Genomic DNA, 25463 nt, shown 5'->3' on the forward strand with positions numbered 1-25463 from the left:
ACGGTTTATTTGCGATTGATGGGTTGGATGCGTTGCTTATTCTGTCCGGAGGCTCTTTACGGGGTTTTGTGTGGCCGCCTTGATGGCCTGGAAGCTGACGGTAAGCACCGTGATGGTCAGTGCACCGAGGCCGGCAGCCACGAAAATGATCCAGGTAATGCTGGTGCGGTAGGTGAATTTCTGGATCCACCCGTCCATCAGCCACCAGGCGATGGGGAAGGCCACCAGGCAGGAGATCAGCACGAGCTGCAGGAAATCCCTGGACAGGAGCATCCAGATATTGGAGACCTTTGCCCCGAGCACTTTGCGGACGCCAATTTCCTTGGTGCGCCGCTCGGCGACAAAAGCCGTCAGGCCGAACAAGCCCAGGCAGCTGATCAGGATTGCCAGGATGGTAAAGACCATCGCCAGGTCGGCCACGCGCTCCTCGGCCGCAAATTTCCGGCCGTATTCCTCATCCACGAAGTCATACTGGAAGGGGAGGTTTGGGAACTGGCGCTTGAAGACGGCTTCCACGGTCGCCAGGTTTTCCAACACGCTGCGTTCCGGGTTCAGCTTGAGGTTGTAATAGCTGATTTCATCGTAGCGGTCAAAAACGAAAAACGTCTGCTTGACCGGTTCGTAAGGGGATTGCATGATCATGTCCTCGACCACCCCGATCACTGTGAGGGGCGGGTCGGGGTCTTCCTCGTCGTCGTCCCGTATGATCATCCCAACCGGATCCTGGACGCCCATATAGGCCACGGCGGTCTCATTCAGCAGGATTCCGAGGGAATCCGTGGCGAAGTCCCGGGAGAGATCCCGTCCCCGGGTAACCTTCAGTCCCATGCTTTCGACGTATTCGGGCGTGATCGCCACCCAGGCGAAATCTTCCTGGAACCCCGGGTCCTTGCCTTCCCAGGTGAAACCGGAGCGGTTCGACCACACCGAGGTCGTCGGGCTGCTGGAAGCCGACATTTCCAGCACCGCACCGGAATTCTTGAATTCGTTGCGCATCAAGTCGTATTTTCCTGAAAAATCCTGGCTCATGACCGGGATCTGGATGAGCCCGCTGGTATTGTAGCCCATCGGACGGTTTTTGGCATGGTGGATTTGCTTCATGATCACCAGGGTACCGATGATCAGTGCCACGGATATCGTGAATTGGGTCACCACCAGCACCTTGCGCGGCAGGGCTGAAAACCGCCCGGCCCGGAAGGTCCCTTTCAGCACCTTCACAGGCTGGAAAGAGGAGAGGTACAGGGCAGGATAGCTGCCTGCCAAAAGGGCCGTCAGCAGGATAAAGGCAAGGGTTGCGGCCCAGAAGGTTCCATTGGCCCAAGGGAAGCTGATCTCCTTGGCCGTGATTTGGTTGAACCCTCCCAGGGAAATCAATACGATGCCGACAGCCAGGACAAAAGCCAGGGCTGCCGTCAGCAGGGATTCCCCGAGGAATTGCCGGATGATCTGCCCGCGGGATGAGCCGATGGACTTGCGGATGCCCACCTCACGGGCGCGTTTTTCGGAACGCGCAGTGCTGAGGTTCATAAAGTTGATACAGGCCAGTATCAGCACAAAAAGCCCGATCCAGCCAAAGAGCCAAACATACTCGATACGGCCTCCGCTCTGTACGCCATTTTCGAACCGGCCGCGCAGGTACCAATCCGTCATGGGCAATAGGGTGAGCTGTGGGTTAAAAGTCCGGCCTTCATCCGTCACCCGGTCATATTTCACGTTCCGTATGGCCTCGGATGCCTGCTTCATATCGATCCCTTCCCGCAACTGCACAAAAAGCTGGAAGGAGTTGTTGCCCCACGTATCCATGGCATTCCGGATCCATTCCTGGCTATCTGCATAAAATTTCCAGGGGATCAGGTAGTCCATTTCCCCGAAGTTCGTATTGGTGGGGATGTCCCGGTAAATTGCCGTCACCTTCATATCATATTGGCTGTTAAGCCGTAAGATCTGACCCACCGGTTCATCTGTACCGAACAATGCCGCGGCGGCTGATTGGGAAAGCATGATGGAATTGGGCTCTTTCAGCCCGTCGGCGGCCCCTTCCAGGATTTCCAGGGAGAGCATGTCCACAGCGCCCTCCTGCATGGCATTCCCCTGCCGGCTGATTTTTTTATCCCCTATTTCCAAATAGTTAGGGAATTGCCAGGAGGACATGACGACATGCTCAAAGTACTGGTCGTAACTCTCCCGGATGGCAAACTCCAGCGGCCTGGGGATGGCAGAGCCGGTCCCCTGCTTCCCGTTGAAGGTCTGGGTCTGGTAGAACTGGGCAATCCGGTCCCTGTTCGGGAAATGCGAATTGTAATTCAGCTCGTCCCAGATCCATAGCCCGATCAGCAGGGTGACGGCCATGCCGGCAGCTAACCCAATGATGTTGATCCCCGAATAGATTTTGTTCTTCCAGAGATTCCGCCAGGCGATCTTAAAATAATTGCGCAACATAAATTCGTTTTTTGATTGGACCTTCCCGAAGGAAGGTTTTGATGAATAAACCCCGTTTATGACCGGGGATGGTCAATAGGTTGCCAGCACATTTTCCGTTACTTTCTGCCCGTCGAGCATCCGGATGATCCGGTGGCTGTACTTGGCGTCGTGCTCGCTGTGGGTAACCATGATGATGGTGGTGCCATTTTCATTGAGCTCTGTAAGCAGGTCCATCACCTCGTTCCCGTTGGTGCTGTCCAGGTTCCCGGTGGGCTCATCCGCCAGGATGAGCTTCGGGTTGTTTACCACGGCCCGCGCCACGGCCACCCGTTGCTGCTGCCCCCCGGAGAGCTGCTGGGGGAAATGGCTCCTGCGGTGCATGATCTGCATTTTCTCGAGCACTTCCTCCACCCGGGCCTTGCGGTCCGCAGCCTTTACCCCGGTGTAAATCAGCGGGAGTTCCACGTTTTCAAAAACGGTCAGCTCGTCGATCAGGTTGAAACTCTGGAAGACAAAACCGATATTGTGCTTGCGGAGATTGGCGCGTTTGCGCTCGTTGAACCCAGACACCTCGATACCGTTAAATTCAAAGCTGCCGCCGTCGGCATCGTCCAGGAGCCCCAGGATATTCAGCAGGGTGGACTTGCCGCATCCCGAGGGCCCCATGATGGCCACGAATTCCCCTTCCTTCACCTCAAACGAAAGCTTGTTCAGGGCAATGGTTCGTACCTCCTCGGTACTGTAAAACTTCTCTAATTCTGTTACTTTGATCATTGTTATTCCGTGTTAGTACAATTTCTTTCTTGATTCGTATTCATGGGGGATCAGTCCTTGAGGACCAGTTCCTGTATATCCCCGTAATTGTCATAGCTGCTGGTAACCACCCGGTCCCCCGGCTGCAGGCCGCTCAGCACCTCGTAATATTCCGTGTTCTGGCTCCCCAGCGTGATATCGGTCCGGTAGGCGGCCCCCCCATCCTCGCTCACTTTGAAGATCCAGTTGCCCCCGGTTTTCTGGAAAAAGCCGCCCTTGGGAACCAGCAATGCCTCCTTTTCCTCGCTCAGGGCCAGCCGGATCTGCAGCGACTGCCCGCGGCGGATGCCCTCCGGGGCCTCCCCGGCGAATTCCATGTCTACCTGGAAACGGCCGTTGGTCACCTGGGTGTAGACCTTTTTGATGATGAGTTCATGGCGCTCCCCGTTAAAGGGGAAGGAGCCCCGCTGTCCGGTATAGATCCGGGAGATGTAGTGCTCGTCGATATCCGCGCGCACCTTGTAGCCACTCAGGACATCGATCTGCCCCAGGCGTTCCCCCTTGTTCTTGGATTCCCCTATTTCGGCATCCAGGGAGGTGAGCTGGCCTTCTATGGGCGACCGAACCACCAGGTCGGCCACTTTCCGCCGCATGAGTTCCAGTGCGTTTTGCGTACGGGCCAGGGAATTGGCGATCTGCCGCTCCTCCTGGCTGACCGAGATGGAATCCTGGCGCAGGATCTCCTCGGCCAGTTCCATCCGCTCCTTCTGGTAGTTGTAGTCGTTTTCGGCAATGATCAGCTCCTGCCGACCAATGGCATCTTTTTCGTACAACCGCTTGTTGAGTTCATACAACCTGCGCGCTTCGACCAGGCTGTTTTCCACGTCGGTATACTGGTTGAGCCTGTTGATGGTATTCTGGCGGGCCGCATTCTGGGAAATCTGCATCTGCGTCAGCAGGTTGTACACCTGTGTTTCCTGGTTTACCAGGCTGAGTTCCAGGTCCGTGTTGGAGAGCCTCAGGATGGGTTCGCCCTGCTGCATCATCGCCCCGTCTTCCACGAATTTTTCTTCCACCCGCCCGCCTTCGAGGGCATCCAGGTAGATGGTGGTAATGGGAAGTACGATTCCATTAACGGGGATATTTTCCTGGAAAGCGCCCCGCTCTATGGTACTTACCGTAATCCGTTCGGTCTGTACGTTGAGCCGGGCCCCTCCACCCGTGGCGATTGCCACATAGATAATCAGGGCGAGGAGGGCAGCACCTCCGGCAATCATTGCTATTTTTCGATTGTTGAATCGTTTCTTTTCAATCGGGATATCCATAGTTGCATTAACTGTTCGTACTACCTGTTGTTAATTCCGTGCCAAAAAAATAAAATTCTGAATTACAATACATTATGAATTTTTGACCTATGGGGAGTGTCCGGTTTTGATACACCTGGTGTCCGGTAATGAAACACCTGTCAGCCCGGTGGAAAAATGCAGGATCCCAATTCATGCAAAGCCGGTGAAAATCGTAATATTGTGTATATGTCGCTTAAGAAAGCCCGAATACTGGTCATTGACGACGACGAAGATGTGCTCATCGCGTTGCGGCTCCTGCTGAAATCCCAGGTGGCCGAAGTCGTTACGGCCCGTAACCCGAACCAGATCGGCAGCCTGATGGAGGGCAGGGCTTTTGATGTGATTATCCTGGATATGAATTTCAACGGGTTGGTCCACACGGGCAACGAAGGGCTCTACTGGCTGGGCAAAATCCGGGAAAAAGACCCGAAAGCTGCGGTAATCCTGATCACCGCCTACGGGGATATCGACCTGGCGATCCGATCCCTGAAACAGGGCGCCTCGGACTTCCTGGTCAAGCCCTGGCAAAACGAGAAGATCCTCGAGGCGGTACGGGAAGCCGCCCGGCGCAAGGGGAATAAGCCCAAACCGGCCCCGGTGGGCGAGGACGACCAGATCGTGGGGGAGAGTGAACCCATGGAACACGTATTCACCAAAGTGCGCAAGGTGGCGCCCACCGATGCCAATATCCTCATCCTTGGCGAGAACGGGACCGGGAAGGACCTGATCGCCCGTGCAATCCACGAACACTCCCTCCGGAAGGGAGGCCCTTTTGTCAAGGTGGATGTGGGGGCGCTTACCGAGACGCTCTTTGAGAGCGAACTCTTCGGATACCGGAAAGGGGCGTTTACCGATGCCCGGGAAGACCGCAAGGGGCGTTTCGAGGCGGCCCAGGGTGGGACCCTGTTTCTGGACGAGATCGGGAACATCCCGCTGCGCCAGCAGGCCCGCCTGCTTACGGTACTCCAGAACCGTCAGGTGACCCCCCTGGGGAGCAACCAGCCCATTCCCGTGGACATCCGCCTGATCTGCGCCACCAACCGGCCCATGGAGGAATTATCGGATGAAAAGACATTCCGGCGCGACCTGATTTACCGGATCAATACCGTGGATATCCTGATCCCCCCGTTGCGGGAGCGGGGGGAAGACCGGAACCTGCTCGCCCGCCATTTTGCGGAGCGGTATGCGGAAAAATATGGGAAAGGCCCTTTCTCATTAACCGAAGCCTTCCTGGATAAACTTGGGGAGCATGATTTCCCGGGGAATGTCAGGGAGCTGCAGTACGCCCTGGAACGCGCCGTCATCATGGCCGAGGACAATGTGCTTCAGGGTAGCGACCTGGTGTTCTCGGCCATCGAAAAGCCCAGGCCTTCCCCCCCGGCCACCCGGACCACCAATTTGGAAGCCCTGGAAAAGAACACCATATTGAAAGTGATCGAAAAGAACAATGGCAATATCTCCAAATCGGCCAGGGAGCTCGGTCTGACGCGTACCGCCCTCTACCGCAGACTCGAAAAATATGACCTTTAGGAATTATTCCACCTTCCTGCTGCTCAGGACTTTCCTCCTGACATGTGCCCTGGCGGCCTTCCTGTACGGGATCCTTGCCCAGTCGCCCTATTGGGCAGTGGGGGGCGGGGTGATGACCCTGGTTTTCTTCCGGTCCCTCTACCGCAGCGTCATGCGGCGATTCCGGGAGATGGATGATTTTTTCGAGGCAGTCAAATACCGGGATTTCTCCCGCTGGTTCAGCGAAAAACACGGTTCCCTGGAAATCCGGCAACTGCATCGGGGGTTCAACCTGGTCAACCAGACCTTCCGGGACATCAACCAGGAGCGGGAAGTGCAGTTCCAGTACCTGCAGAAAATCCTGGAAATGGTGGAGGTGGGAATTATTGCGTATAACCTGGAGACCGGCAAGGTATTGTGGGTCAACGAATACCTGCTGAAGATACTGGACCTGCCCTCCTTCAAACGCATCGGGTTTATCGCAAAGCGCCTCCCGGAGGCGTACGAGGAACTCTTCGAAACCTATCACGCTGCTACGGTTTCCGTGCAGTTGCCCCTTCGGCGGGATACCCTTCGGGTCCTGATCGCTGATACGGTTTTCGAGGTGGGGGAGTCCTCGTATAAACTGGTCGTGATGCAGAATATTGAAGAAACCCTGAACCGGAACGAAAGCGATGCCTGGAAAAAACTCCTCAGCGTGATGACCCACGAGATCATGAACAGTATTGCCCCCATCAGTTCGCTTTCCCAGACCTTGCAGGGGCACGTCCGGGAGGCCATAGACAACCCGGGGACCGAACTGGAACTCGAAGACCTGGATGCAGGGATCGGGAGTATCCGCAAACGCAGCGAAGGGCTTATGAAATTTGCAAAGACCTACCGCAGCCTTCACAAGGTCACCCAACTGAACCGGTCTACCATCGCCAGTGAAGACTTATTTGCCAATATCCGGATCCTGCTGGAACCCTCCCTGAAACAACGGGAAGTGGAGCTGTCCTTTTCCAGCCCCCAACCCGACATCAAGCTGGATATTGATACCTACCTGATCGAACAGGTCCTGATCAATTTAATTATCAATGCGATGGATGCCTGTGAAAACCGGTCCGATGCCCTGGTGCAGGTGATGGCCAGGAAAGATACGAACGGGCAGCATACCATTCGGGTGGTCGATAACGGCAAAGGGATACCCGAAGAGATACAGGAAACGGTTTTCGTTCCTTTTTTCAGCACGAAGAGCACGGGTAGCGGGATCGGATTGAGCCTTTGTAAGCAGATCATGACCCTTCACGGGGGCAAGGTGCGGCTTCGCAGCCAGGTAGGTATGGGCACTGAAATCAGGTTATTGTTTCCTTGAAGAACAATTGATTCAATCGGGTAGGGGGCCTCCTCACCGTCGCCCCAGTTACAAGTTCGGCCTTTGGCCTGCAATTTCCAGGCACCCGCGCTACAGCTCTACCGCCCCATGCCCCTGACCACGGATCCACTGCGCATCACAAATGCCACGTTTCGCAGCGCTTTGATATCTTTTGAAGGGTCTCCGGGGACGGCAATGAGGTCGGCCCAATAGCCCTTGCCGATCCTTCCCAGGCGGTCCAGGTGGAAGGTTTCCGCATTTACCGAAGTGGCCGCCCGGAGGACAGCCACAGGCTCCATGCCATAAGCGGCCATTAATTCCAGTTCCCGGTAGTTTTCCCCGTGTGTAAACACCCCCACATCCCCGCCAAAACCGATGGTGACCCCGGATTCCAGCGCCTGGGCAAAACTCTGTTTCTTTTTGGCGATCCGGTCCGTATCCGGGCTCCCGGTCCACCCTTTATAACGCTCAATGGCATCGCCTGCCGCCAGGGTGGGGTAGAAGACCACGCCCAGCTCCCGCATGCGGGTAAAGATTTCCAGGGTGCCCCCGTCCCCGTGTTCGATGGTCTCCACCCCGGCCTCTATGGCCCGGCTCATGCCTTCCGGTGTGCTGGCATGGGCCACCACGTACTTCCCGGCCGACCGGGCTGTCCGGACCATGGCCCCGAGTTCTTCCGGCAGGAATGTGGGGGCGGATGGTGCCCCTGGAGACCACCGGTAATCGGCATACACCTTGATAAAGTCGGCCCCTCCCCCGAGTTGCCTGCGGACTGCCCGGATGACGTCAGGCACCCCGCTGGCCGGTTCGGCCCCCAGGGGTACGGTAACGCCTTCATGGAAACCTTTGGGCCCGTAGGCTCCGGTGGCCACGATGGCCGGGCCAGCCACGAGTAACCGGGGACCCGGTATGATCTTTTTTTCAATCGCTTGTTTGAGCCCAACGTCTGCATACCCGGCCCCTTCGGAACCCAGGTCGCGCAGGGTGGTGACCCCGACCATCAGGGAATTCCTGGCGTGAACCGCCCCCCGGATGGCCCGTTCGGCCACCGATTCCTTCAGCACCTGGTCGTTCCAGTCCGTCTCGTTATAGGGGTGCAGCAACAGGTGGCCGTGTCCTTCGATCAGCCCGGGCATCAGGGTCATCCCGGCCAGCTCCAGCGTTTGGGTGTCCCCAGGCAGTTGCAGGCCCTGTGGAGGGCCTGCATAGTGGATGGTGGAATCGGCAACCAGGACTACCCAGCCGGTATGTAGTGTCTCCCCGTCAAATACCCGATCCGGCCGGAGCAGGAGCTGGGCCTGTCCCCATTGACAGGTAATCAGAAGTGCAAATAGCAATAGGTGCTTCATCTTAAATGGCATTTGAAGTCAAGGTAAAGTTTTTTGAGGAAAGCCTTCCTGCCAATTTTAGTCGTTGCCGGACCGGACATTTGATTCGCCGGTGACCCGGGCAGGGGGCAACCCCCTCTACCGGCGAAGTACGGGCAATTAGAGTGTCAGCCAGTATTAGAGTGTCAGCCAGTAGTTGATCTTCAGTACCACACCGCGGTTGCGGTTGACCTGCAGGAAAGGGGAGCTCAGGTAATTGTCCGTATAGACCAGGAACAGGTCGGACATGGGCGCGAACCGCCACTGCAGCCGGCTGTTGATATTGAAGTTGTCCGACTGGGTATTGTACTGGAAAAAAGTGGTCCAGAAAAGCTTGTTGGAGAAGTTCACCTCGGACCGCTGGCCGATCAGCGTCAGGTCGGCCGATCCATAGGGCTCCGGCAACCTCAGGTAATTCTGCTCCAGGCTGAAGTTGAAATTCCCCCAGGGCTGGATGCGGTAGGTCAGGCCTGCGCTGAAACGGTTCAGGGTCCCGTTGTAAAACTCCCCTACCTGTACTTCCCCTTCGTAGGCCAGCGGTTTGCGCGCATCCGACTGATAGGCGACGGCCGCCTGGCTGTAGGTGTATTTCCCCGGCGGCAAGGGTTCCTGGCCGGTGAACCGCGTGGCAAACAGCAACCGGGTATCGTTGTCCTCCACGCTGGCCCGCATGGCGCTCGTATTGCGGAACTGGATTTCGTATTCCACCGAGCTGCTCCTCTCGTTGAAGGTCCAGTCCGGTTGCCAGTCCATCACGTTACGGAGGCTGAAGCCATGGGCAATGACTGCCCGGTCCCCGGCGGGCCGGAAGGTATAGCCAACCCTTTTGAAAAGGTGTTCGTACCCCAGGTGCACGATGGTGTCATTGGCGGCATCGTAATTATCCAGGCGCGGGATAAACCCGATGTCCGCATAGTAATCCGTATCGATCCCGAAATAATCCACAAAGAAATCCAGGTTGCGGCTGTTGTGCTGTACCGCCAGGTTCCGGAAGGTCCCCAACCCGATCTCGGGCTTATCGGAAAGGTGGAGGCCCCCGAACACATTCCAGCTGCCGGTGAGGTTCAGGTAGTTGAACTCCAGGCCTGCGTTCCGCCCGTAGTCGTCGTAATCCAGGCCCTCCCCTTTGACCACCGCCTGGCGGTTGGTCACATACCCCTTGATGAGGGAGCGTTTCAGGAGGCTCTGGTTAAAGGTGGCGATGGTATAGTTCTGCCCGTTCCGGCCTTCTTCGGCCTGGGTTTGCAGGTTGAGCAGGCCCAGGCGGAAGCGCTTGGTGAGGTTGCCGCTCAGGCGGGCGCCAAAGAGGATGGGTACCGGCATGCGGTTTTCGTCCAGGCCAATACGGCGCGTGAATATCGGTCGGGCGGGTGGGGTACCGAAACTGGTGAACAGGTCGTTGTTTTCCAGGAAAAAGGGTCGGCGTTCCGGAAAATTCAGGCTGAAGCGGGTGAGGTTTGTCTGCTGTACATCCACATCCACCTGGGAGAAATCCGGGTTTACCGTCAGGTCGAGGTTCAGGGAGGAGGTTAGGGCCAGTTTGGCATCGATCCCCGCGTCGAACTCGGTGTCGGTGCCCACCGGGTCCGCTTCCTTATCCCGGTAGAGGGAGGTGCGCACGTAGGGGATCAGGGAAACATTCGTCCCGGTCTTCTCCGGGGCTTTGTCCCACACCAGGGAGCCTGTATACCCCAGGTCTACCAGGTTGAAATTCACCGGCATGGGCGTCCAGCTGTGATACTGGTTTTCCTTCAGGTCGTTGCGGAAGAAATTGATCCCCCAGGTGTCGATCCCGGCCTCAAACCGGAGCGTCTTGAAGGGGATAGCCATTTCCACGATCCACCGGTCGTCCAGTCGGGTGACCGCCGAAAACCAACGGTTGTCCCAGCTGAAATTCAGGTTGCCGAAGGCATTCTGGCTGAGCAAATCCTCTGATTGTACATTGAAGGGGCTCACCCCGAAGAGGAAGCCGTTGGTCCTGCGGTTCAGCGGGTCGATGACCACCCCGAAGCCGTCCCCGTCAAAAAACCTGCTATCGCGTTTGAGGGTTTGTACCACATACTGGTCCGAGTCATAGCATACGGCCGAAATATACAGGAAGCGGTCGTCGTAGGCCATCCGCACCTCCGTGCGCTTGGCGGCCCGTTCCCCGTCCGTGGGGAATTTTTGCCAGAAATCGGTGGCCACATCGGCATTTTGCCACGCGGGTTCCCCGAGCAGGCCGTTGAGTTCAATGGGTTCTTCGGTCCTGGCGATCCTTAACCCGTAGGTGGTGCGTAAATCCTCCAGCCCGGGTTGAGACCAGGCGGATGTAAAAAGAAACAACATCCCGGCGAAAACCGGGATGTATTTTTTAAGGTATGCCATGTTATTCCTTTCCGGGTGCGTATTTTTCGGTTCGTGCATCGCGGATCGGGCCTTCCCAGTTGAGGCCGAAACCAAAATCATAGGCATTGCCGGCAGTGTCCACGTGGGGTTCCATATCCAGGGGGACGTCTTCGAACTGTGCCTCCACGGTCATCATATCCACAGGCATCTGCATGGGCAGCAACCCCGAAGGCTCCACCGCACCGGTCAGAATATCCAGTACGGCCTGGTCCTGCACATTGAAATTCAGCACCAGTCCCTGGATTTGCGCTTCAAATTCGGAAACTACCGTCGGGTTGGAGAGTTTCAGGATCACGATCACCGGTTTGCCATTCATGGCTGCCACGGTCTCCAGGACGAGTTCCAGGTCCGATTTGTTTTTGGCAGTAACGGTCTTGCCCCGGTAACTCCGGTTCAGGACATCCCCTTCCCGGGCATCCCCTGCCAGGCTGGGGTCCCTTGCCGTATCGGCGGTATAGGTGTCGTACTGCAGGCTGATGGGGAAAAATCCGTTGCCCCCGGATTCTGCATCTTCCGGATTATAGCCCGCGGTCCGCCCGTTCTGCGGGTCGGTGATTACCACAAGTGCGACATCGGCCGATTCGGGGCTGTCCGCCAGGTCGAAGTACTTTCCTGCCAGTTCCCCGCTCATGGGCATTTCCATGCGACCCGGGATGACATCCCCGAAAAAGCTTTGGGAAGGCGGCACGAACCGCTCCGGTATGTATACGGAAGTTTCCCTGGACAAAGGCAGGATGCCTTCCTCGTTTTTCAGAACGACCACGGACCGCTGCTGGGCCCGGTAACCCGCATCCATAAATTCAGGTTTGCCCACAGTTGCCTCGGTCTCCAGCACGTCCCGATAGGGGTTTTCGAATAATCCTACCTGGAAGATGTTGGTGAGCAGGCGCCTGGCAGAGGTTTCGAAACGGTCCCGCATAAATTCCTCCCCGTGCTCGGCAACCCCCATCTGATAGGCTTCCAGAACGGGTCCTGCGGCATTGTTCCCGCCAAACTGGTCGCAGCCGGCCATGAGGATGCGGTAATGTCTTTCCGCAACGGTCAGGTCCTCCACGCCCCAGGGGGTGCGTCCGAAAACCGCCATCCCCTCATCGGGGCGGGTAACGCCCCAGTCTGTGCAGACCACCCCATCATAGCCATACTTGCCGCGGAGCTGGTCGGTGATGAAATACTTGCTGAAGGCATTCCCCACATTATCCCCCCCGGGATCCTGCCCAAAGGAGATGGTGTAATAGGGCATCACCGCTGCAGCCCGACCCGTACCTCCTTCCAGGGCAAAGGCCCCTTCGACAAAGGGCTTCATGTGCATCTGCAGGTTGTCGCCCGGGAAAACGGCAAATTTGCCAAAGCCGTAGTGCGCATCCCTGCCGCCTTCCCCGGCACCCCCGCCAGGCCAGTGCTTGACCATGGCGTTGACACTTTCATACCCCCAACCACCGCCGATCATCGCCGAATCGGATGAGGTCTGGAAGCCATCCACATAGGCCCGGGCCATATCGGTAGACAAGCCGGGGTCGGCCCCGAAGGTCCCGCTGAAACGGTACCAGCGCGGGTCTGTGGCCAGGTCTACCTGAGGCGACAGGGCGGTGGCAATCCCCAACGCCCGGTATTCCACCGAGGCAATGCGCCCGAAGGCTTCCACCAGCGCGGGGTCAAAACTCGCTGCCAGGCCCAGGGCATTCGGCCAGCGGGAAATATCCCCCCCGGCCCCCAGGGTGTATTCTTCGTCCGATTCGGCTTCGTGCCGGGGATCGCTGCTGTTGTTGGCCGGGATCCCGAGCCCGAGGCCTTCCACCAGGGCCTGTACATTGTTGTTCCAACGGGCCGCTACGGCCGGGCTCTCCACGGCGGTCATCAACACGTGGCGGAGGTTGTCATCCGTCAGGAAGGCCCTTTGCTGGTCGGTAAGGTCCGAGGGGAGGGCCCCGCTTTCCCCCAGGGGTTTTCCATTATAGGTGCCCCCGCCGCCGAAACCCCCTCCGGGTATCCGCTGGTGGGCGCTGTAAAGCATCAGTCCGGCGATCTGTTCCACGGACATGCGCCCTGCGAGGTCACTGGCCCGTTCTGCAACTGGCAGGCGCCAGTCTTCGTAGGGCTCCAGGGTGCCATTCTGGTTGAGGTCCTTGAAGGCAAAACGGTCTGCCTCCAGGAGTTGAACCCCGGATTCGGGGGAGTATCCGAGGGTTTGCCCCCCTTCGTTCTCCACTAGGTTGTATCCTTCTTTCGGGGTTTCTTTCCATTTGGGGCCGCAGCCACTCAGTAGCAATGCAGCCAGGAGGAAGCCCGGAATGCTCGCCGTGCGATAGTTTTTCGGAAACATGTTAGGGGGATTTGGTTTTTGGTTTATTGGAATGCGGCTCCGCTTTCCTGGCGAAGCCTTTTACGGTGTTGAACGGTTACTGTTGCGCCATCTCCAGGCGGATGGTGATATCCAGTTCGTTTCCGATAGTGGGTGTCTCCCCGCCCACACCGAATTCAAGCCGGTCAATGGTGGTTTCCAGGCGGACGCCCGCCTTGAGTTTCTCGCTCCGCTGGTCGGTGATCACCCCTCCGACCTTGCCTTTGAAGGTCACCTCCTTGGTAACTCCGTGGATGGTCAGGTCCCCTGTAAGGTCAAAGGTGCCTTCGCCTGTGGAGGTGCTGGAGTTGGTGGTAAATGTCATTTCCGGGTAGGTTTCCACCTCGAAGAAGTCCGCGCTGCGCAGGTGGTTGTCCCGGCGTTCTACCCCGGTATCAACGCTGGTCGTCTGGATGGTCGCCGTAAATTCTGGGGTGGCAAACGAATCCCCGGCCGTTGCGGAGATGTCGAATTCCCCGAAGGTCCCCGTGACCGTAGAGATCATCAGGTGGGGGATTTCGAATTCCACACTGGAGTGGGCGCCATCGGCTTTCCACTCGGATTGGGCACTCAGGGTCAGGGTGGCCAGCAGGGCCAGGATCAGGAAGTTGAATTTTTTCATTGTCAATAGGTGTTAGGTTTGCAAATAAATTTTAGAAATGCGTTTGTGTAAAAATCATTTTTTAAGAAGGCAGGTCGCTACCGGAAGGCAGCCTGGGCGCCGGAAAGTTAAGTTTAAGACGCAGAACCTGCTGTAGTTTAGAACCCTACAGCGCCAAAAGGTTTAATCCCAACTGTGGATTTAACATTTCGGGGGAACAGCCGGGTGGCGGGAAAACCGCGCCTGAGGCCCCACCTGATTATTCCAGCGAGCGGAGATACGCATAACTCGCGCTGAGTGCGGACTGGGGGTCGGCGACCATGTCCTGTTCCACAAAAAAGTGTTCGACCCCGGTTTCCAGGGCCGTATCGAGGATGGGCTTAAGGTCCAGGGCACCGTCCCCAAGGGTAGTCATGTTCGGGAACAGGCCCACCCACTGGGAGGGGTCGCCCCCGTCCCCCGCGAAATATTTCAATTCCTTCATATCCTTGATGTGCATCATTTTGTAGCGCCCCTGGTACCTCCGAAGGTATTCCGATGGGTTGGCGCGTCCCGATACGGTCCAGAATAAATCCATCTCCAGGAATACCCCTTCCGGGTCTGTGGCATCCATCAGCACCTCAAAGGGGACCTGCCCGTCGCTTTCCTGCAGGCCGTAACCGTGGTTGTGGTAGGCAAAGCGGATCCCTTCCTCCCGGGCGGCTTTCCCGATGACGTTAAAGCCGTCCGCCATCCGTTTGTAATCATCCAGCGTCTGCCGCCGGTCTTCGGGGATGGACGGAAGGGTTACATAGGTGGCGCCCAGGTCCCTGGCTGCGGCAGCCAGGGCGGGCAGGTTATTTTCCAAAGTATCCAGGTCCGTATGCATGGAAGGTACCCGGAAACCGAAAGAATTGAGCAGGGATTTGAAGGCTGCCAGTTCGTACCCGAAGAATCCGCTGGCCGTGAAGCCCAGCATGGGCTCCAGGCTGGCCCACCGCTCTTTGTTCCGTCGATCGCTGAAGGGGTAGGGCCCGTAGAGTTCCAGTTCCTCATACCCCATGTCCGCCAGCATTTTCAGGGCCGCTTCCGGGCGGTCATCCAGCATTTTAGGAATCGAAAACAGCTGCACCCCGATCCGCTGGATTTTCCCGGATAGCCCGGTTTCAGGTAGTTGTCCCAATAACCGGGAAGGAAGCAGGAAGCTGCCCGCAGCCGTCAGGGCAGTGGTCTTTAAAAATTGGTTTCGGTTCATCATCGTAACAGGGTTTTTTGTAAAGTTATTTGTTTCCCAACGAAACGGCCCGGGTCTATTCCCCGGCCGCATTTTGGGCGATCTCCTCCAGGCGGGCATCGATGGCTTCGCGCGAAAACCACTGGTCTCCCAGCATCAGCCCGCGGAGGTCCTTCAGGGCATCGAGGTCTTCCAGGGGGTTGCCGCCCACCAGGAAGAATTCCGCCCGTTTTCCCGCCTCCAGCGTACCGGTCTCATCCTGTATCCCGAAAAAGCGGGCAGGGTAGAGGGTGCCCATCCGTAGGATTTCCTCCGGGGGGATACCCGCATGCTGCATCCCGTCGATTTCGTGGTGGATGGAGAAACCCGGGACATTGAAGACCTGGGGGGCATCCGAACCCAGCAGGAGGCCGAAGCCATTTTTCTGCAATTTGCCGATCAGCTTCAGGCGGATGGCGTTGAATTGCTCCCACTGATCCGGATCCCAGGAAGGGTCCGACATATAGGCCTCCTTGGTCTGTTTCCAGTTGGCCAGTGTTTCGGCAGGCATGTAGCGCATCTCCGGCTGGGCCAGCAGGCTGTCGGCATCCGTGGGTGCAAACCAGCGCTCGAAAAGGCTTTGGGTGGGCACGACGGCTACATTGTAGGCCAGGGCCAGTGCCACCAGGGCGTCCATGGAACCGGTGTTCGCCAGGGGCGTGAAATTAAAGCCGAAAAACCCGTTTTCGGCGGGGGCTACATTCGCAGATTCGGGAACGAGCCCTTCCAGGAACCCGTCCACGTGGTCGATGGTCGCATACCGGCTTTCCAGCGCGTGCCGGATTCCCACATCCACCGGCACGTGGCCGGCAAACGGGATGGCATTTTCCCGGGCCGTTGCCACCAGGGTGTCAAATACCGGCCGCAGGATCCCCGGGTGGATCTTCAGGAAATCATAGCCCTCTGAGGCATACTGGCCCACCAGGGTGCGTGCCGCTTCGGGGGTGGGCACGGTATTCCCGTTCAGGGAGGGGCTGGAAGTAAAGATTCGCGGGCTGATGAGTTCCCCGGCCGCCTGTCTTTCCCGGAGTTCCAGGTGGTACGGATGCCCCAGCATCCCGCGGATGGTGGTAACCCCGTTGGAGAGGTAGAGGAACAGGGTTTCCTCGATCCGCCGGGCCGATGTGGGCGGGGAAGGGATGTGGGCGTGCATCTCGGTCAGGCCCGGCACCGCATAGGCGCCCCCGGCATCGATGGGGTTCGGATAGGCCCCGGCATTTTCAACCATCGGGCCAATGTGTTGGATCCGGCCCGAGTCCACCACCATCACCTGGTTTTCCAGGACCTGGCCATTTTCGACATCCACCACATGGACGTTGGTAAACAACCGGGCGGTCGGGCTGGGTGAATCCGAAGGCGTCCCCTGGCAGGCCAGCATGCAGCAGGCCAGCAAGCAGGAAACAAACATCCCGGAAACCCTTCCCGGGGAACAATTTAACTGGTCTCTTGTCTTCATTCGTATCGGTTTTTCTTTCCGGCCCTGAGCAGCCGGGTGATTTCTGAAATGCGCCTGGCCCGCGTGGTTTCCCTTTTCGCCTGGAACAGCCAGTACAGGTAACTCTTTTGATGGGTCCAGGAGATTTCCTCGTAGAAAGCCCGGGCATCCGGGTGGGCCCCGAAAGCGGCTTCAAGGTCGTCCGGGATCACCCCGTTTTCCACATCGTCCAGGGCACTCCAGGATCCGTCGGCCCTGGCTGCCGCTATACGGGCAAGTCCCGCCGGGTGCATCTTCCCGGCCCTGGTGAGCTCGTCAAGGTGTTGCTTGTTCAGCCTGCTCCAGACGCTTCCCGGTTTCCTGGGACAGAAATATTGCCGCCTCTTCCCGTTTCCAAGGCTTTTGACCGTGGAATCGATCCAGCCGAAGCAGAGCGCTTCCCGTACTGCTTCCTCCCAGCGCATACTTTCTTTTTCATGGTCGACGGTATAAAAAACAAGGAAGATGCCCTGGCTTTTCGCGTGATGCGCTTCCAGCCAACGGCGCCATTCAATTGCTGTCGGAAAGTAGTGGGACTCCAAACCCTGGATGTTTCAAATACAACTTCTTCTTAAAATTATTAGAAAGTTAACGGTTTTTTTGGCAATCAATACGTGTAATATGTACATTAGTCAGCCAAACTAAAAAACATCCCTGTACATGAGATTCTTACGCTTTATCCTGCCGGTCCTGTTGGGGTTGGCCCTGACCATTTCGTGCGATAAAGAGCGCACGGGTCCCCCCAAGGTACTTGTTTTCAGCAAGACAATGGCCTTCAGGCATGCATCCATCCCCAGCGGAATTGCCGCCATCCGGAAACTGGGGGCCGAGAACGGCTTCGAGGTGGATACGACCGAAAATGCAGATCGCTTCAACGAGGAAAACCTGGGCCAGTACAGTGCCGTGATCTTCCTGAGTACCACAGGCGATGTCCTGGATGCGACCCAGGAGGCCGCCTTTGAACGGTATATCCAGGCGGGCGGCGGATATGTGGGCATCCACGCAGCCACCGATACGGAATACGACTGGGGCTGGTATGGCAAGCTCGCCGGGGCCTATTTCCAGAGCCACCCCGCCGGGACGCCCGAAGCGGATTTCCACGTGGTGGACCGCAGCCATCCCGCCACCGAATTTTTCCAGGATACCGTCTGGCACCGGACGGACGAGATGTACAACTTCAAGAAAATCAATCCGGACATCAACGTACTGGTCACCATCGACGAATCCACCTATGAAGGAGGGGAGAACGGGGATTACCACCCCATGGCCTGGTACCACGAGTACGACGGGGGGCGCGCTTTCTATACCGCCCTGGGGCACACGGACGAGACGTATTCCGAGGACCTGTACCTGAAACACCTCCTCGGCGGCATACAGTACGCCATCGGCAAGAACCTGGAGTTGGATTACGACATGGCCCATTCCCAGATCCCGCCGGAGGCCAACCGGTTTACCAAAGTACAATTGGTGGGAGGGAAGTTCTACGAGCCAACCGAAATGACCATCCTCCCCAACGGGGATATCCTGGTGGCCCAGCGCAGGGGGGAGATCATGCTTTACGAAGCCGCCACGGGGGATTTCCGGCAGGTGGCCTTACTGGATGTCTACCACAAGACGCTGCACACCCCCGGGGTCAATGCAGAGGAAGGTGTCATGGGCCTGCAGAAAGACCCGGACTACAGCAACAACCATTGGGTATATGTCTACTACGCCCCCACCGGGGATGAAGAAAAAAACATCCTTTCGCGCTTCAAATACCAGGATGGGAACTTTGACCTGGACTCGGAACAGGTCATCCTGGAAGTCGCCAGCGATCGGGAAATCTGCTGCCACACTGGTGGTTCCATCGCCTTTGGCGGGGACGGGTTGCTTTACCTGTCTACCGGGGATAACTCGACACCATTCAACCAGCAGGATGTCCCCTATGTGAACAACGGGTACGCACCCCTGAACGACCTGCCGGGAAGCGAGCAATTCGACGCCCGCCGTTCCTCCGGGAACACCAACGACCTCCGCGGCAAGATCCTGCGGATCCGCGTCAACGAGGACGGCAGTTACAGCATCCCTGAAGGCAACCTGTTTGCCGAGGGGACCGAAAACACCCGCCCGGAAATCTATACCATGGGCCACCGCAACCCCTACCGGATCTCCGTGGACCCGAAGAACGGCTACGTGTATTGGGGCGATGTGGGACCCGATGCCCGGGGCGACAGCCTGCAGACCCGTGGGCCGAGGGGGTATGACGAAATCAACCAGGCCCGGGAGCCCGGCAACTATGGCTGGCCGCTTTTTATCGCCAACAACAAGGCCTATGTGGATTACGATTACAGCACGGGCGAAAGCGGCGAGGCATTTGACCCGGAACACCCGATCAATGACTCCCGGAACAACACCGGCCTGAGAGAACTGCCTCCGGCCCAGCCCGCCATGGTATATTACCACTATGGGGAAAGCTCCGAATTTCCGCAGGTAGCCTCCGGTGGCCGGAATGCCATGGCCGGGCCTGCCTATTACAAGGACCTCTACAACGGCGAGGGATCCCTGCCGGATTATTACGACGGCAAGGTACTGGTATACGAATGGATGCGCGGCTGGATGAAGTCCGTGGAACTCTTCGAGGACGGCACCTTCAACAAGATGGTTCCGTTTGCGTCCGATATTGAGCTAAATAACCTGATCGATATGGAAGTGGGCCCCGACGGACGGGTGTACCTGCTCGAATACGGTACCGGCTGGTTTACCGCAAACGACAACAGCGGCCTGAGCTATATCGAATACAATGGCGGCAACCGCCCGCCGATGATCGAAGGCCTGGAAATCGATCTCACCTCCGGTACATCCCCCCTGGCCATTCAGGCGACCCTTGGGGCTGAGGACCTGGAAGGGGATGCGATGCAGTATATCTGGCTGATGGGCAACGGCGACAGTTTGGTCACCGACGTTCCTACCCTTTCCTATACCTACGAGAAAAATGGGGAATATTCAATGATGGCCCGGGCCATGGACAATTCCGGGGAGATCTCGGAAGGCGTTTCCGAAACCATTTTTGTCGGAAATACCAGGCCCGAGGTGCGCATCTCCATGGAAGGGGGGAACGAATCCTTCTTTATGCCTGGGGTACCCGTCAAGTACAGCGTGACCGTAATGGACGAAGGGGCTGAAATACCCGCGGACGACAACCTCTATATCTCGGTGGATTACCGGGAAGGGATGGACGATAGTTCCAGGGATTTCGGACACCAGCAGGCTTCCGCCACCATTACCGGGAAGGCGCTTACCCAGAGCCTGGATTGCAAATCCTGCCACAAGGAGAATGAGGCTTCCATCGGGCCGGCCTATATGGAGGTATCCAAAAAGTACCAGGAGGGACGGCGCAATACAAACCGCCGCTACCTGATGGATAAAATCCGCAACGGCGGCAGTGGCGTCTGGGGAGAGGTGGCCATGGCGGCCCACCCGGACCTGAGCACGGATGAACTCGAACAGATGGCTACCTATATCCTGTCCCTGGCGGATGAGCGGCCCCGGCCGCCTTCCCTGCCGGCAAGCGGCATGATCATGCCGGATGCCTCCCAGGCGGCCAACACGATGATCCTAACCGCATCCTACACGGACCCGGGCCTCAATGGGGTCAAACCCCTGACGGGCGGGGACCAGCTGGCACTGACCGGCAACCGTATCTCCCCCCGGGAAGACATGCCCAAGGAAGGGATGCAGTCCATGAGCTTCGGAGGGATGGACCTGGTCCTGCTCAATGCCCCACAGGGCTGGCTGAAAATGGACGGGTACGACCTGACCGGAGTAAAATCCCTGGTATTGCAGGCGGGATGGCAATCTGCGCCCGCAGCCGGATCGGATTTTGAACTGCACCTGGGTAGCCCGGATGGCGAACTCATCGGGAGTGGCAGCCTGGACGCCCCAAGTGGGCAGGGGGCCGCGATCCCGGTAACCCTGACGCGGGAACTCAGCGGGCGCCAGCCCATCGTACTGACCTATAAACGGCAGGAGGCCGAAGGGGATGAACCGGGGATGATGGCCATTATGGGCATACAGTTCCAGTAGGGAGATTGGATGCCGGCTTTCGTTTCCGGCAAAAAGGAACATACCAAAATAAAAAAGGGCGCAACCGCGCCCTTTTCTATTTTCTATAATTGTTTTCCCATTCCTCTCAAAGCCCCTGGCCTGTTTCCGCGGCTGTGGATCCCGGGGAGTCCGGGTCGGGGGCCGGTTTGTACGGGCCGTAGACGGCATCCCGGAATTTCTTGTGCAGGCGCACCGGGTCGTAGGGGAACAACTGCACAAACAGCACGGCCGAGAGTTCGTTTACGGGGTCTATCCAGAACAGGGTACTGGCGGCCCCGTCCCAGAAGAATTCCCCTACTACCCCGTTGTTTTCCTCGGCATTGGCCGGTGGGGCCACACGGACGGCAAAATCGATCCCAAACCCGACACTCCCTTTGCTGGGCAACCAGGAGCGTTCCTCCACGCTGTCCGGCAGGTGGTTGGTAGCCATCAGTTGGACGGTCTCAGGACGGAGGATGGTGGTGCTGTCCAGGGTCCCCCTGCCCAGCAGCATGCGGGTAAACCGCATGTAATCGTCCAGGGTGGAGGTGAGCCCCCAGCCCCCGCGGGTGAGCGGCCAGCGTTGCAATTGTTCGATCTTGGCGGTCGAATCCGGGAGCTGGGTAAGCGTGGCGTCTTCTTCCAGACGGTACATGGCCGAAAAGCGGCCGCGGTCCTCTTCGGGAACATAATAGCGGGTTTCTTCCATGCCCAGGGGGTCCAGGACCTTTTCCCGCACATACTCCCCATAAGGCTGGCCGGAAATTCGCTCGACCATGAATGCCTGGACATCCACGCTCGGACCGTATTCCCATTGGGAACCCGGCTGGAACCAGAGGGGCAGGGCCCCGAATTTGGCACCGAGCTCCTGCAGCGTGTTTTCCCGGTTGAGCGGGTCGGAGGCTGCCAGTGCCTCGCTTAACCCGGGGATGTCCGGACGGTTCGGGAAACCAGTGGTGTGGCGGGTGATATCGCGGATGGTAATGGGGCGGTCCACCGGTTCCAGCAACATGCGTCCCTTCCCGTCCACGCCCGTATATACCTGCATGTCACCGAATTCCGGGGCGTATTTGGTAAGCGGGTCGTCCAGCTGGAACGCCCCGGTTTCATAGAGTGTCATCAGGGCCGTCCCGGTGATGGGCTTGGTCATGGAATAGATCTGTACAATGGTATTCCGCGCCATCGGTATGCTGTCTTCCCGGTCGGCATAGCCATAGGCGCCGAAATAGGCTTCCTGCCCTTTTTCATAGACCAGGGCAGAGATCCCGGCTACCTGGCCACGGGCCACCATATCCTGTAGCAGGGAGTCGATGCGCGCGGTTGTGCCCGGGGTGACCACAGCATCCGCAGATGGGGAATTGGACGCATTTTCTGCGGGCCCCTTGCAGGCAAACAACAGTGCGGTACAGACAGTGGTAAACAGGTATTTTTTCATATCGGTGATTTAGGTTGATCTTTTGATCGTTTTACACATTCCCGGGCGTTTTGCGGATACCGGGGCCAATTGCGGATACCGGGCCTTATCAAGGGACTTCCGGCCGGTATCAGTTTTTGCCCCCGCGGTGTGGACTTCTTAATCATCGGCGGCCCCACGGGTATCCACCACCCGGGGCTCAATATAAAAATTCGGATCAAAACGCAATGGGGCGCCGGCCGCCAGGGGCACCGTTTTCCAGGCAGCTTCCGGGAAAATCCAGCGGGGTTCCCCGTCTGCCTCGATCCGGATGGGCATGTCAAAACCCTCCACGATTTCCGTGTAGCGGAATTCCAGCTGGTCCCCGGCCCGGCGGTACTCCAGGGTCGGGACCATGGTGGTGCGCAGGTACTGGTCAAAAAAGGCGCTGAGGTCCTTGCCGGTATGGGCGCTGAGGTACGCCTCCACCTGGCGGGTGGTCACCGTCTGGTGGTAAAATTCCGAATTCAGCCCCCGCAGCACCGAGCGCCAGAGGGCATCGTCCTCCACCAGCTGCCGCAGGGTATGGAGCATGTTAGAGCCCTTGTAATACATATCCCCGGAACCCCTTTGGTTCACCCCGTAAGGCCCGATGACCGGGCGGTCGTTCCGGATATTCTGCCGGGTGCCGATCACGTATTCCGAAGCTGCCCGGGTGCCAAAATGGTAGTCCAGGTACAGGCTTTCGCTGTACGCCGTAAACGATTCGTGTATCCACATATCGGCGATGTCCCGGTAGGTGATGTTGTTTGCAAACCATTCGTGCCCGGCCTCGTGAACGATGATAAAATCGAAACGCTTCCCCCAGCCCGTGCCGGAGAGGTCCCGGCCGAGGTAGCCGTTGGTGTATTGGTTCCCGTAGGTGACTGAACTCTGGTGTTCCATGCCCAGGTAGGGGACTTCCACGAGCTTGAAGCTGTCCTCGTAAAACGGATAGGGCCCGAACCAGTATTCGAAGGCCTGCAGCATCATGGGTACCTGAATGAACTGGCCTTTGGCTTTTTCGAGATTTTCGGGCAGCACGTAGTAATCCAGGTCCAGGGAGCCCTTCTCCCCCATGTAGGTTTCCCCGAAATGGGCGTAGTCCGCAATGTTGACGTTTACCCCGTAATTGTTGATCGGGTTGGCCACAAACCAGTGGAAGGTCCGCCTGTCGCCCAGGTCCTCCACCTTGCGCAACCGCCCGTTGGAAACATCCATCAGGGGTTTGGGAACGGTTACGGCAATCGCCATGCTGTCCGGCTCGTCGTACATATGGTCCTTATTGGGCCACCACGCACTTGCCCCGAGGCCCTGGCAGGAAGTCGCCGCAAAAGGCTGGCCCTCGCTGTCGCGGCTCCAGGAGAAACCCCCGTCCCAGGGCGCCCGGACGGCGACCCGGGGCTTGCCGCTGTAGGCGATGGTCACCGATTCAAAGGTCCCTGGTTCCTGCTTCTTTTTGAGTGCTATAAAATGCGCATTGCCCTCGCTCCGGTATCGCAAAGGCTGCCCGTCCTGCCAGATCCCGTCGATCTGCAGGGGTTCCTGCAAGTCGATTTGCATCCGCTGGCCTGCTTCCAGTACCCGGTAGCGGATGGTGTTCCGGCCGGAGATGTGCTCCGTTTCCGGGTCGACCTCCAGCTCCAGGGAATAGTAGTTCAGGTCCCACCACGCGCGTTCCGGGGTTATGCTGCCGCGGAGGCTGTCCTGCCGGGTGAAGGATTCTGCCTCCTGGGCAGGGGCGAGGGAGCACAGGCCTATCAGGCCAATCAGGGGAAGAAGGTGTTTCATCTTTTCAGTTTACGCGCGTCCGGGTTCAAAAATCCTGCCATGATTCCTGTGTTCAGCGGGATACCCCCGCGGGACCCGCCAGGATATAGGCGTAATCGCTCTGCCGTACGATGGAGACCAGGTCGGATGCGTTCAGCAGTTCGTAGATTGCCTGTCGTTTATCGGTTTGGTTGTTGTAATAGGATTTACAGATCAGGTAGCCGACGGTGTACCCCAGGTCGTGAGGCCGGTCGTCGATGCTGCCGCCGTTGTAGAGCCAACGGGAATTGTCGCTTCCCAGCAGGTCCTCCCGCAGGTCGGCAAAGATCCGGTAGTGGTTCTCCGGGTCTTCCAGGAATTGCAGGTTCTCATTTGCCAGGGGTTCCCCCGAACTCAATTCTACCAGGAAGTCGCAGACCCCTTCGCTGATGACCCCTGCAAGGACGGATTCGCCGAGGAGCGTATCCCGGTAATTTTGCTGGAAATGCATCAGTTCGTGGAGCGTGAGTGCAGGGAGGTCCCCGAAGTTCATGATCGCCCCCCGCTGCCAGTCCGTGAGCTGGTCTGTGGGCATCCCATCCGACCTGCCGTACATATCCCCTCCGACAAAAAGGCCCATTTCCGTTGCAGTACCCCCGGTATTCAGGATACCGGGCACCACGAAGACCTTGGGGAAAACGGCCTGGGGATACAGGGACTGGAAACGCTCCATCCAGCGGGTGGTTTTTGCACGGAGCGACAGGATGCTGTCGGGCCGGAATTGCTGCCGGAGGTACCGGTAATAATCCGGGGCACCGTTGACCATCTGCCCGTACATCTGGTCAATGCTCCCATAGCGGACGGTGTAGAAATCCCGGAGTTCCCTGGGCCCCTCCAGGATGAAGGCGCGCAGTTCCCGTCGGGCGGCAGTGGTATCGGCCATGGCCCTTTCAAAATAGGGCCAGAAGGCCTCCATGGAACCCAGCTCCATGCTGAAGTTGGATACATGCCCGACCGCTGCCGCAATGGAATCCAGCCGGTATCTGAGTCGTTGTAGGGACGGGTCCGATTCCGGGAGCCGGAGCTCGGCGAATTTATCCAGGATATTGGGATTGGCCATGCCCCGGTCAATCGCCTGGTGGATCAGGGAGACCACCGAATCGGGCCGGCCTGCCGATTCGAACGCCCAGGCCGCGATCAGGTAGAGTTCGGAGGATTTCAAATCCCGGTTCTCAGCAACCAGCAACTCCCCCAGCTCCTGATGCTGCCCCAGGCTGTCCAGGGTGTAGTAGGCCTCAAACAGCTGGTTGATATCCGGCAGGTATGACCTTGCGAGCGGGTCGTCGGCTGCGGATTCCCGGCACCCGGCCGCCAGCAGGGCCAATCCGGCCATAAGAAGGAGCGATTGCTTCATAGG

The 25463-nt window shown here is 58.0% G+C and carries 16 protein-coding genes; 3 read left to right on the forward strand and 13 right to left on the reverse strand.

Features of this window, described 5'->3' with window-relative positions:
* Positions 1-36: 36 nt before the first annotated feature.
* The 3 genes from H7F20_RS08630 to H7F20_RS08640 all read right to left on the reverse strand — a co-directional run bounded on the left by H7F20_RS08630 (position 37) and on the right by H7F20_RS08640 (position 4499).
* Positions 37-2439 (reverse strand): ABC transporter permease, encoded by a 2403-nt coding sequence (locus H7F20_RS08630; protein ID WP_185785685.1) that lies wholly within the window; start codon positions 2437-2439, stop codon positions 37-39.
* 72 nt (positions 2440-2511) lie between these two features.
* Positions 2512-3195 (reverse strand): ABC transporter ATP-binding protein, encoded by a 684-nt coding sequence (locus H7F20_RS08635; protein ID WP_185785686.1) that lies wholly within the window; start codon positions 3193-3195, stop codon positions 2512-2514.
* Between the two features lie 50 nt (positions 3196-3245).
* Positions 3246-4499: an efflux RND transporter periplasmic adaptor subunit gene (locus H7F20_RS08640; RefSeq protein WP_185785687.1), complete on the reverse strand. Its 1254-nt coding sequence runs from the start codon at positions 4497-4499 to the stop codon at positions 3246-3248.
* 207 nt (positions 4500-4706) lie between these two features.
* On the opposite strand from H7F20_RS08640, the gene H7F20_RS08645 reads away from it, so the two are divergent.
* Complete coding sequence (locus tag H7F20_RS08645; RefSeq protein WP_185785688.1) at positions 4707-6050, forward strand: sigma-54 dependent transcriptional regulator; 1344 nt, start codon at positions 4707-4709, stop codon at positions 6048-6050.
* Complete coding sequence (locus H7F20_RS08650; RefSeq protein WP_185785689.1) at positions 6040-7383, forward strand: PAS domain-containing sensor histidine kinase; 1344 nt, start codon at positions 6040-6042, stop codon at positions 7381-7383. Before H7F20_RS08645 ends, H7F20_RS08650 begins: the two co-directional genes overlap by 11 nt.
* Before the next feature lie 98 nt (positions 7384-7481).
* On the opposite strand, the gene H7F20_RS08655 is transcribed toward H7F20_RS08650, so the two are convergent.
* From H7F20_RS08655 to H7F20_RS08685, 7 genes are all read right to left on the reverse strand, one after another.
* Positions 7482-8732: an amidohydrolase family protein gene (locus H7F20_RS08655; protein ID WP_185785690.1), complete on the reverse strand. Its 1251-nt coding sequence runs from the start codon at positions 8730-8732 to the stop codon at positions 7482-7484.
* A 156-nt stretch (positions 8733-8888) separates the two neighbouring features.
* Positions 8889-11117 carry a DUF5916 domain-containing protein gene (locus H7F20_RS08660; RefSeq protein ID WP_185785691.1) on the reverse strand — a complete coding sequence of 743 codons (2229 nt, stop codon included), beginning with the start codon at positions 11115-11117 and terminating at the stop codon, positions 8889-8891.
* Between the two features lies 1 nt (position 11118).
* Positions 11119-13458 (reverse strand): glycoside hydrolase family 3 N-terminal domain-containing protein, encoded by a 2340-nt coding sequence (locus H7F20_RS08665; protein WP_185785692.1) that lies wholly within the window; start codon positions 13456-13458, stop codon positions 11119-11121.
* Positions 13459-13534: 76 nt separating this feature from the next.
* Positions 13535-14098 carry a YceI family protein gene (locus H7F20_RS08670; protein WP_185785693.1) on the reverse strand — a complete coding sequence of 188 codons (564 nt, stop codon included), beginning with the start codon at positions 14096-14098 and terminating at the stop codon, positions 13535-13537.
* A gap of 238 nt (positions 14099-14336) precedes the next feature.
* Positions 14337-15314: a sugar phosphate isomerase/epimerase gene (locus H7F20_RS08675; RefSeq protein ID WP_185785694.1), complete on the reverse strand. Its 978-nt coding sequence runs from the start codon at positions 15312-15314 to the stop codon at positions 14337-14339.
* Between the two features lie 52 nt (positions 15315-15366).
* The gene (locus H7F20_RS08680) at positions 15367-16785 is read right to left on the reverse strand and encodes an amidohydrolase family protein (protein WP_255444021.1); all 1419 of its coding nucleotides are present in this window, start codon (positions 16783-16785) and stop codon (positions 15367-15369) included.
* Positions 16782-17345: a YdeI family protein gene (locus tag H7F20_RS08685; protein WP_221898710.1), complete on the reverse strand. Its 564-nt coding sequence runs from the start codon at positions 17343-17345 to the stop codon at positions 16782-16784. Before H7F20_RS08685 ends, H7F20_RS08680 begins: the two co-directional genes overlap by 4 nt.
* Before the next feature lie 118 nt (positions 17346-17463).
* Between H7F20_RS08685 and H7F20_RS08690 the strand changes: the two genes are divergently transcribed.
* Positions 17464-20865, forward strand: coding sequence for a ThuA domain-containing protein (locus tag H7F20_RS08690; RefSeq protein WP_185785695.1), 3402 nt, complete (start codon positions 17464-17466; stop codon positions 20863-20865).
* 106 nt (positions 20866-20971) lie between these two features.
* On the opposite strand, the gene H7F20_RS08695 is transcribed toward H7F20_RS08690, so the two are convergent.
* The 3 genes from H7F20_RS08695 to H7F20_RS08705 all read right to left on the reverse strand — a co-directional run bounded on the left by H7F20_RS08695 (position 20972) and on the right by H7F20_RS08705 (position 25460).
* Positions 20972-22300: a serine hydrolase gene (locus tag H7F20_RS08695; RefSeq protein WP_185785696.1), complete on the reverse strand. Its 1329-nt coding sequence runs from the start codon at positions 22298-22300 to the stop codon at positions 20972-20974.
* A gap of 138 nt (positions 22301-22438) precedes the next feature.
* Entirely contained in the window at positions 22439-24088 is a 1650-nt protein-coding gene (locus H7F20_RS08700) for a M1 family metallopeptidase (protein ID WP_185785697.1), read from the reverse strand.
* Positions 24089-24140: 52 nt separating this feature from the next.
* Positions 24141-25460, reverse strand: a complete 1320-nt coding sequence (locus tag H7F20_RS08705) for a hypothetical protein (RefSeq protein ID WP_185785698.1) — start codon at positions 25458-25460, stop codon at positions 24141-24143.
* Between the last annotated feature and the right edge of the window lie 3 nt (positions 25461-25463).

This window comes from Robiginitalea sp. SC105 (genome assembly GCF_014243345.1).
Taxonomy (GTDB): Bacteria; Bacteroidota; Bacteroidia; order Flavobacteriales; family Flavobacteriaceae; genus Robiginitalea.

What these genes read in the sequence shown, in the direction of transcription:
- H7F20_RS08630 (WP_185785685.1), bottom strand. Translation starts at nt 2,439, where the DNA reads ATGTTGCGCAATTATTTTAAGATCGCCTGGCGGAATCTCTGGAAGAAC.
- H7F20_RS08635 (WP_185785686.1), bottom strand. Translation starts at nt 3,195, where the DNA reads ATGATCAAAGTAACAGAATTAGAGAAGTTTTACAGTACCGAGGAGGTA.
- H7F20_RS08640 (WP_185785687.1), bottom strand. Translation starts at nt 4,499, where the DNA reads ATGGATATCCCGATTGAAAAGAAACGATTCAACAATCGAAAAATAGCA.
- H7F20_RS08645 (WP_185785688.1), top strand. Translation starts at nt 4,707, where the DNA reads ATGTCGCTTAAGAAAGCCCGAATACTGGTCATTGACGACGACGAAGAT.
- H7F20_RS08650 (WP_185785689.1), top strand. Translation starts at nt 6,040, where the DNA reads ATGACCTTTAGGAATTATTCCACCTTCCTGCTGCTCAGGACTTTCCTC.
- H7F20_RS08655 (WP_185785690.1), bottom strand. Translation starts at nt 8,732, where the DNA reads ATGAAGCACCTATTGCTATTTGCACTTCTGATTACCTGTCAATGGGGA.
- H7F20_RS08660 (WP_185785691.1), bottom strand. Translation starts at nt 11,117, where the DNA reads ATGGCATACCTTAAAAAATACATCCCGGTTTTCGCCGGGATGTTGTTT.
- H7F20_RS08665 (WP_185785692.1), bottom strand. Translation starts at nt 13,458, where the DNA reads ATGTTTCCGAAAAACTATCGCACGGCGAGCATTCCGGGCTTCCTCCTG.
- H7F20_RS08670 (WP_185785693.1), bottom strand. Translation starts at nt 14,098, where the DNA reads ATGAAAAAATTCAACTTCCTGATCCTGGCCCTGCTGGCCACCCTGACC.
- H7F20_RS08675 (WP_185785694.1), bottom strand. Translation starts at nt 15,314, where the DNA reads ATGATGAACCGAAACCAATTTTTAAAGACCACTGCCCTGACGGCTGCG.
- H7F20_RS08680 (WP_255444021.1), bottom strand. Translation starts at nt 16,785, where the DNA reads ATGAAGACAAGAGACCAGTTAAATTGTTCCCCGGGAAGGGTTTCCGGG.
- H7F20_RS08690 (WP_185785695.1), top strand. Translation starts at nt 17,464, where the DNA reads ATGAGATTCTTACGCTTTATCCTGCCGGTCCTGTTGGGGTTGGCCCTG.
- H7F20_RS08695 (WP_185785696.1), bottom strand. Translation starts at nt 22,300, where the DNA reads ATGAAAAAATACCTGTTTACCACTGTCTGTACCGCACTGTTGTTTGCC.
- H7F20_RS08700 (WP_185785697.1), bottom strand. Translation starts at nt 24,088, where the DNA reads ATGAAACACCTTCTTCCCCTGATTGGCCTGATAGGCCTGTGCTCCCTC.
- H7F20_RS08705 (WP_185785698.1), bottom strand. Translation starts at nt 25,460, where the DNA reads ATGAAGCAATCGCTCCTTCTTATGGCCGGATTGGCCCTGCTGGCGGCC.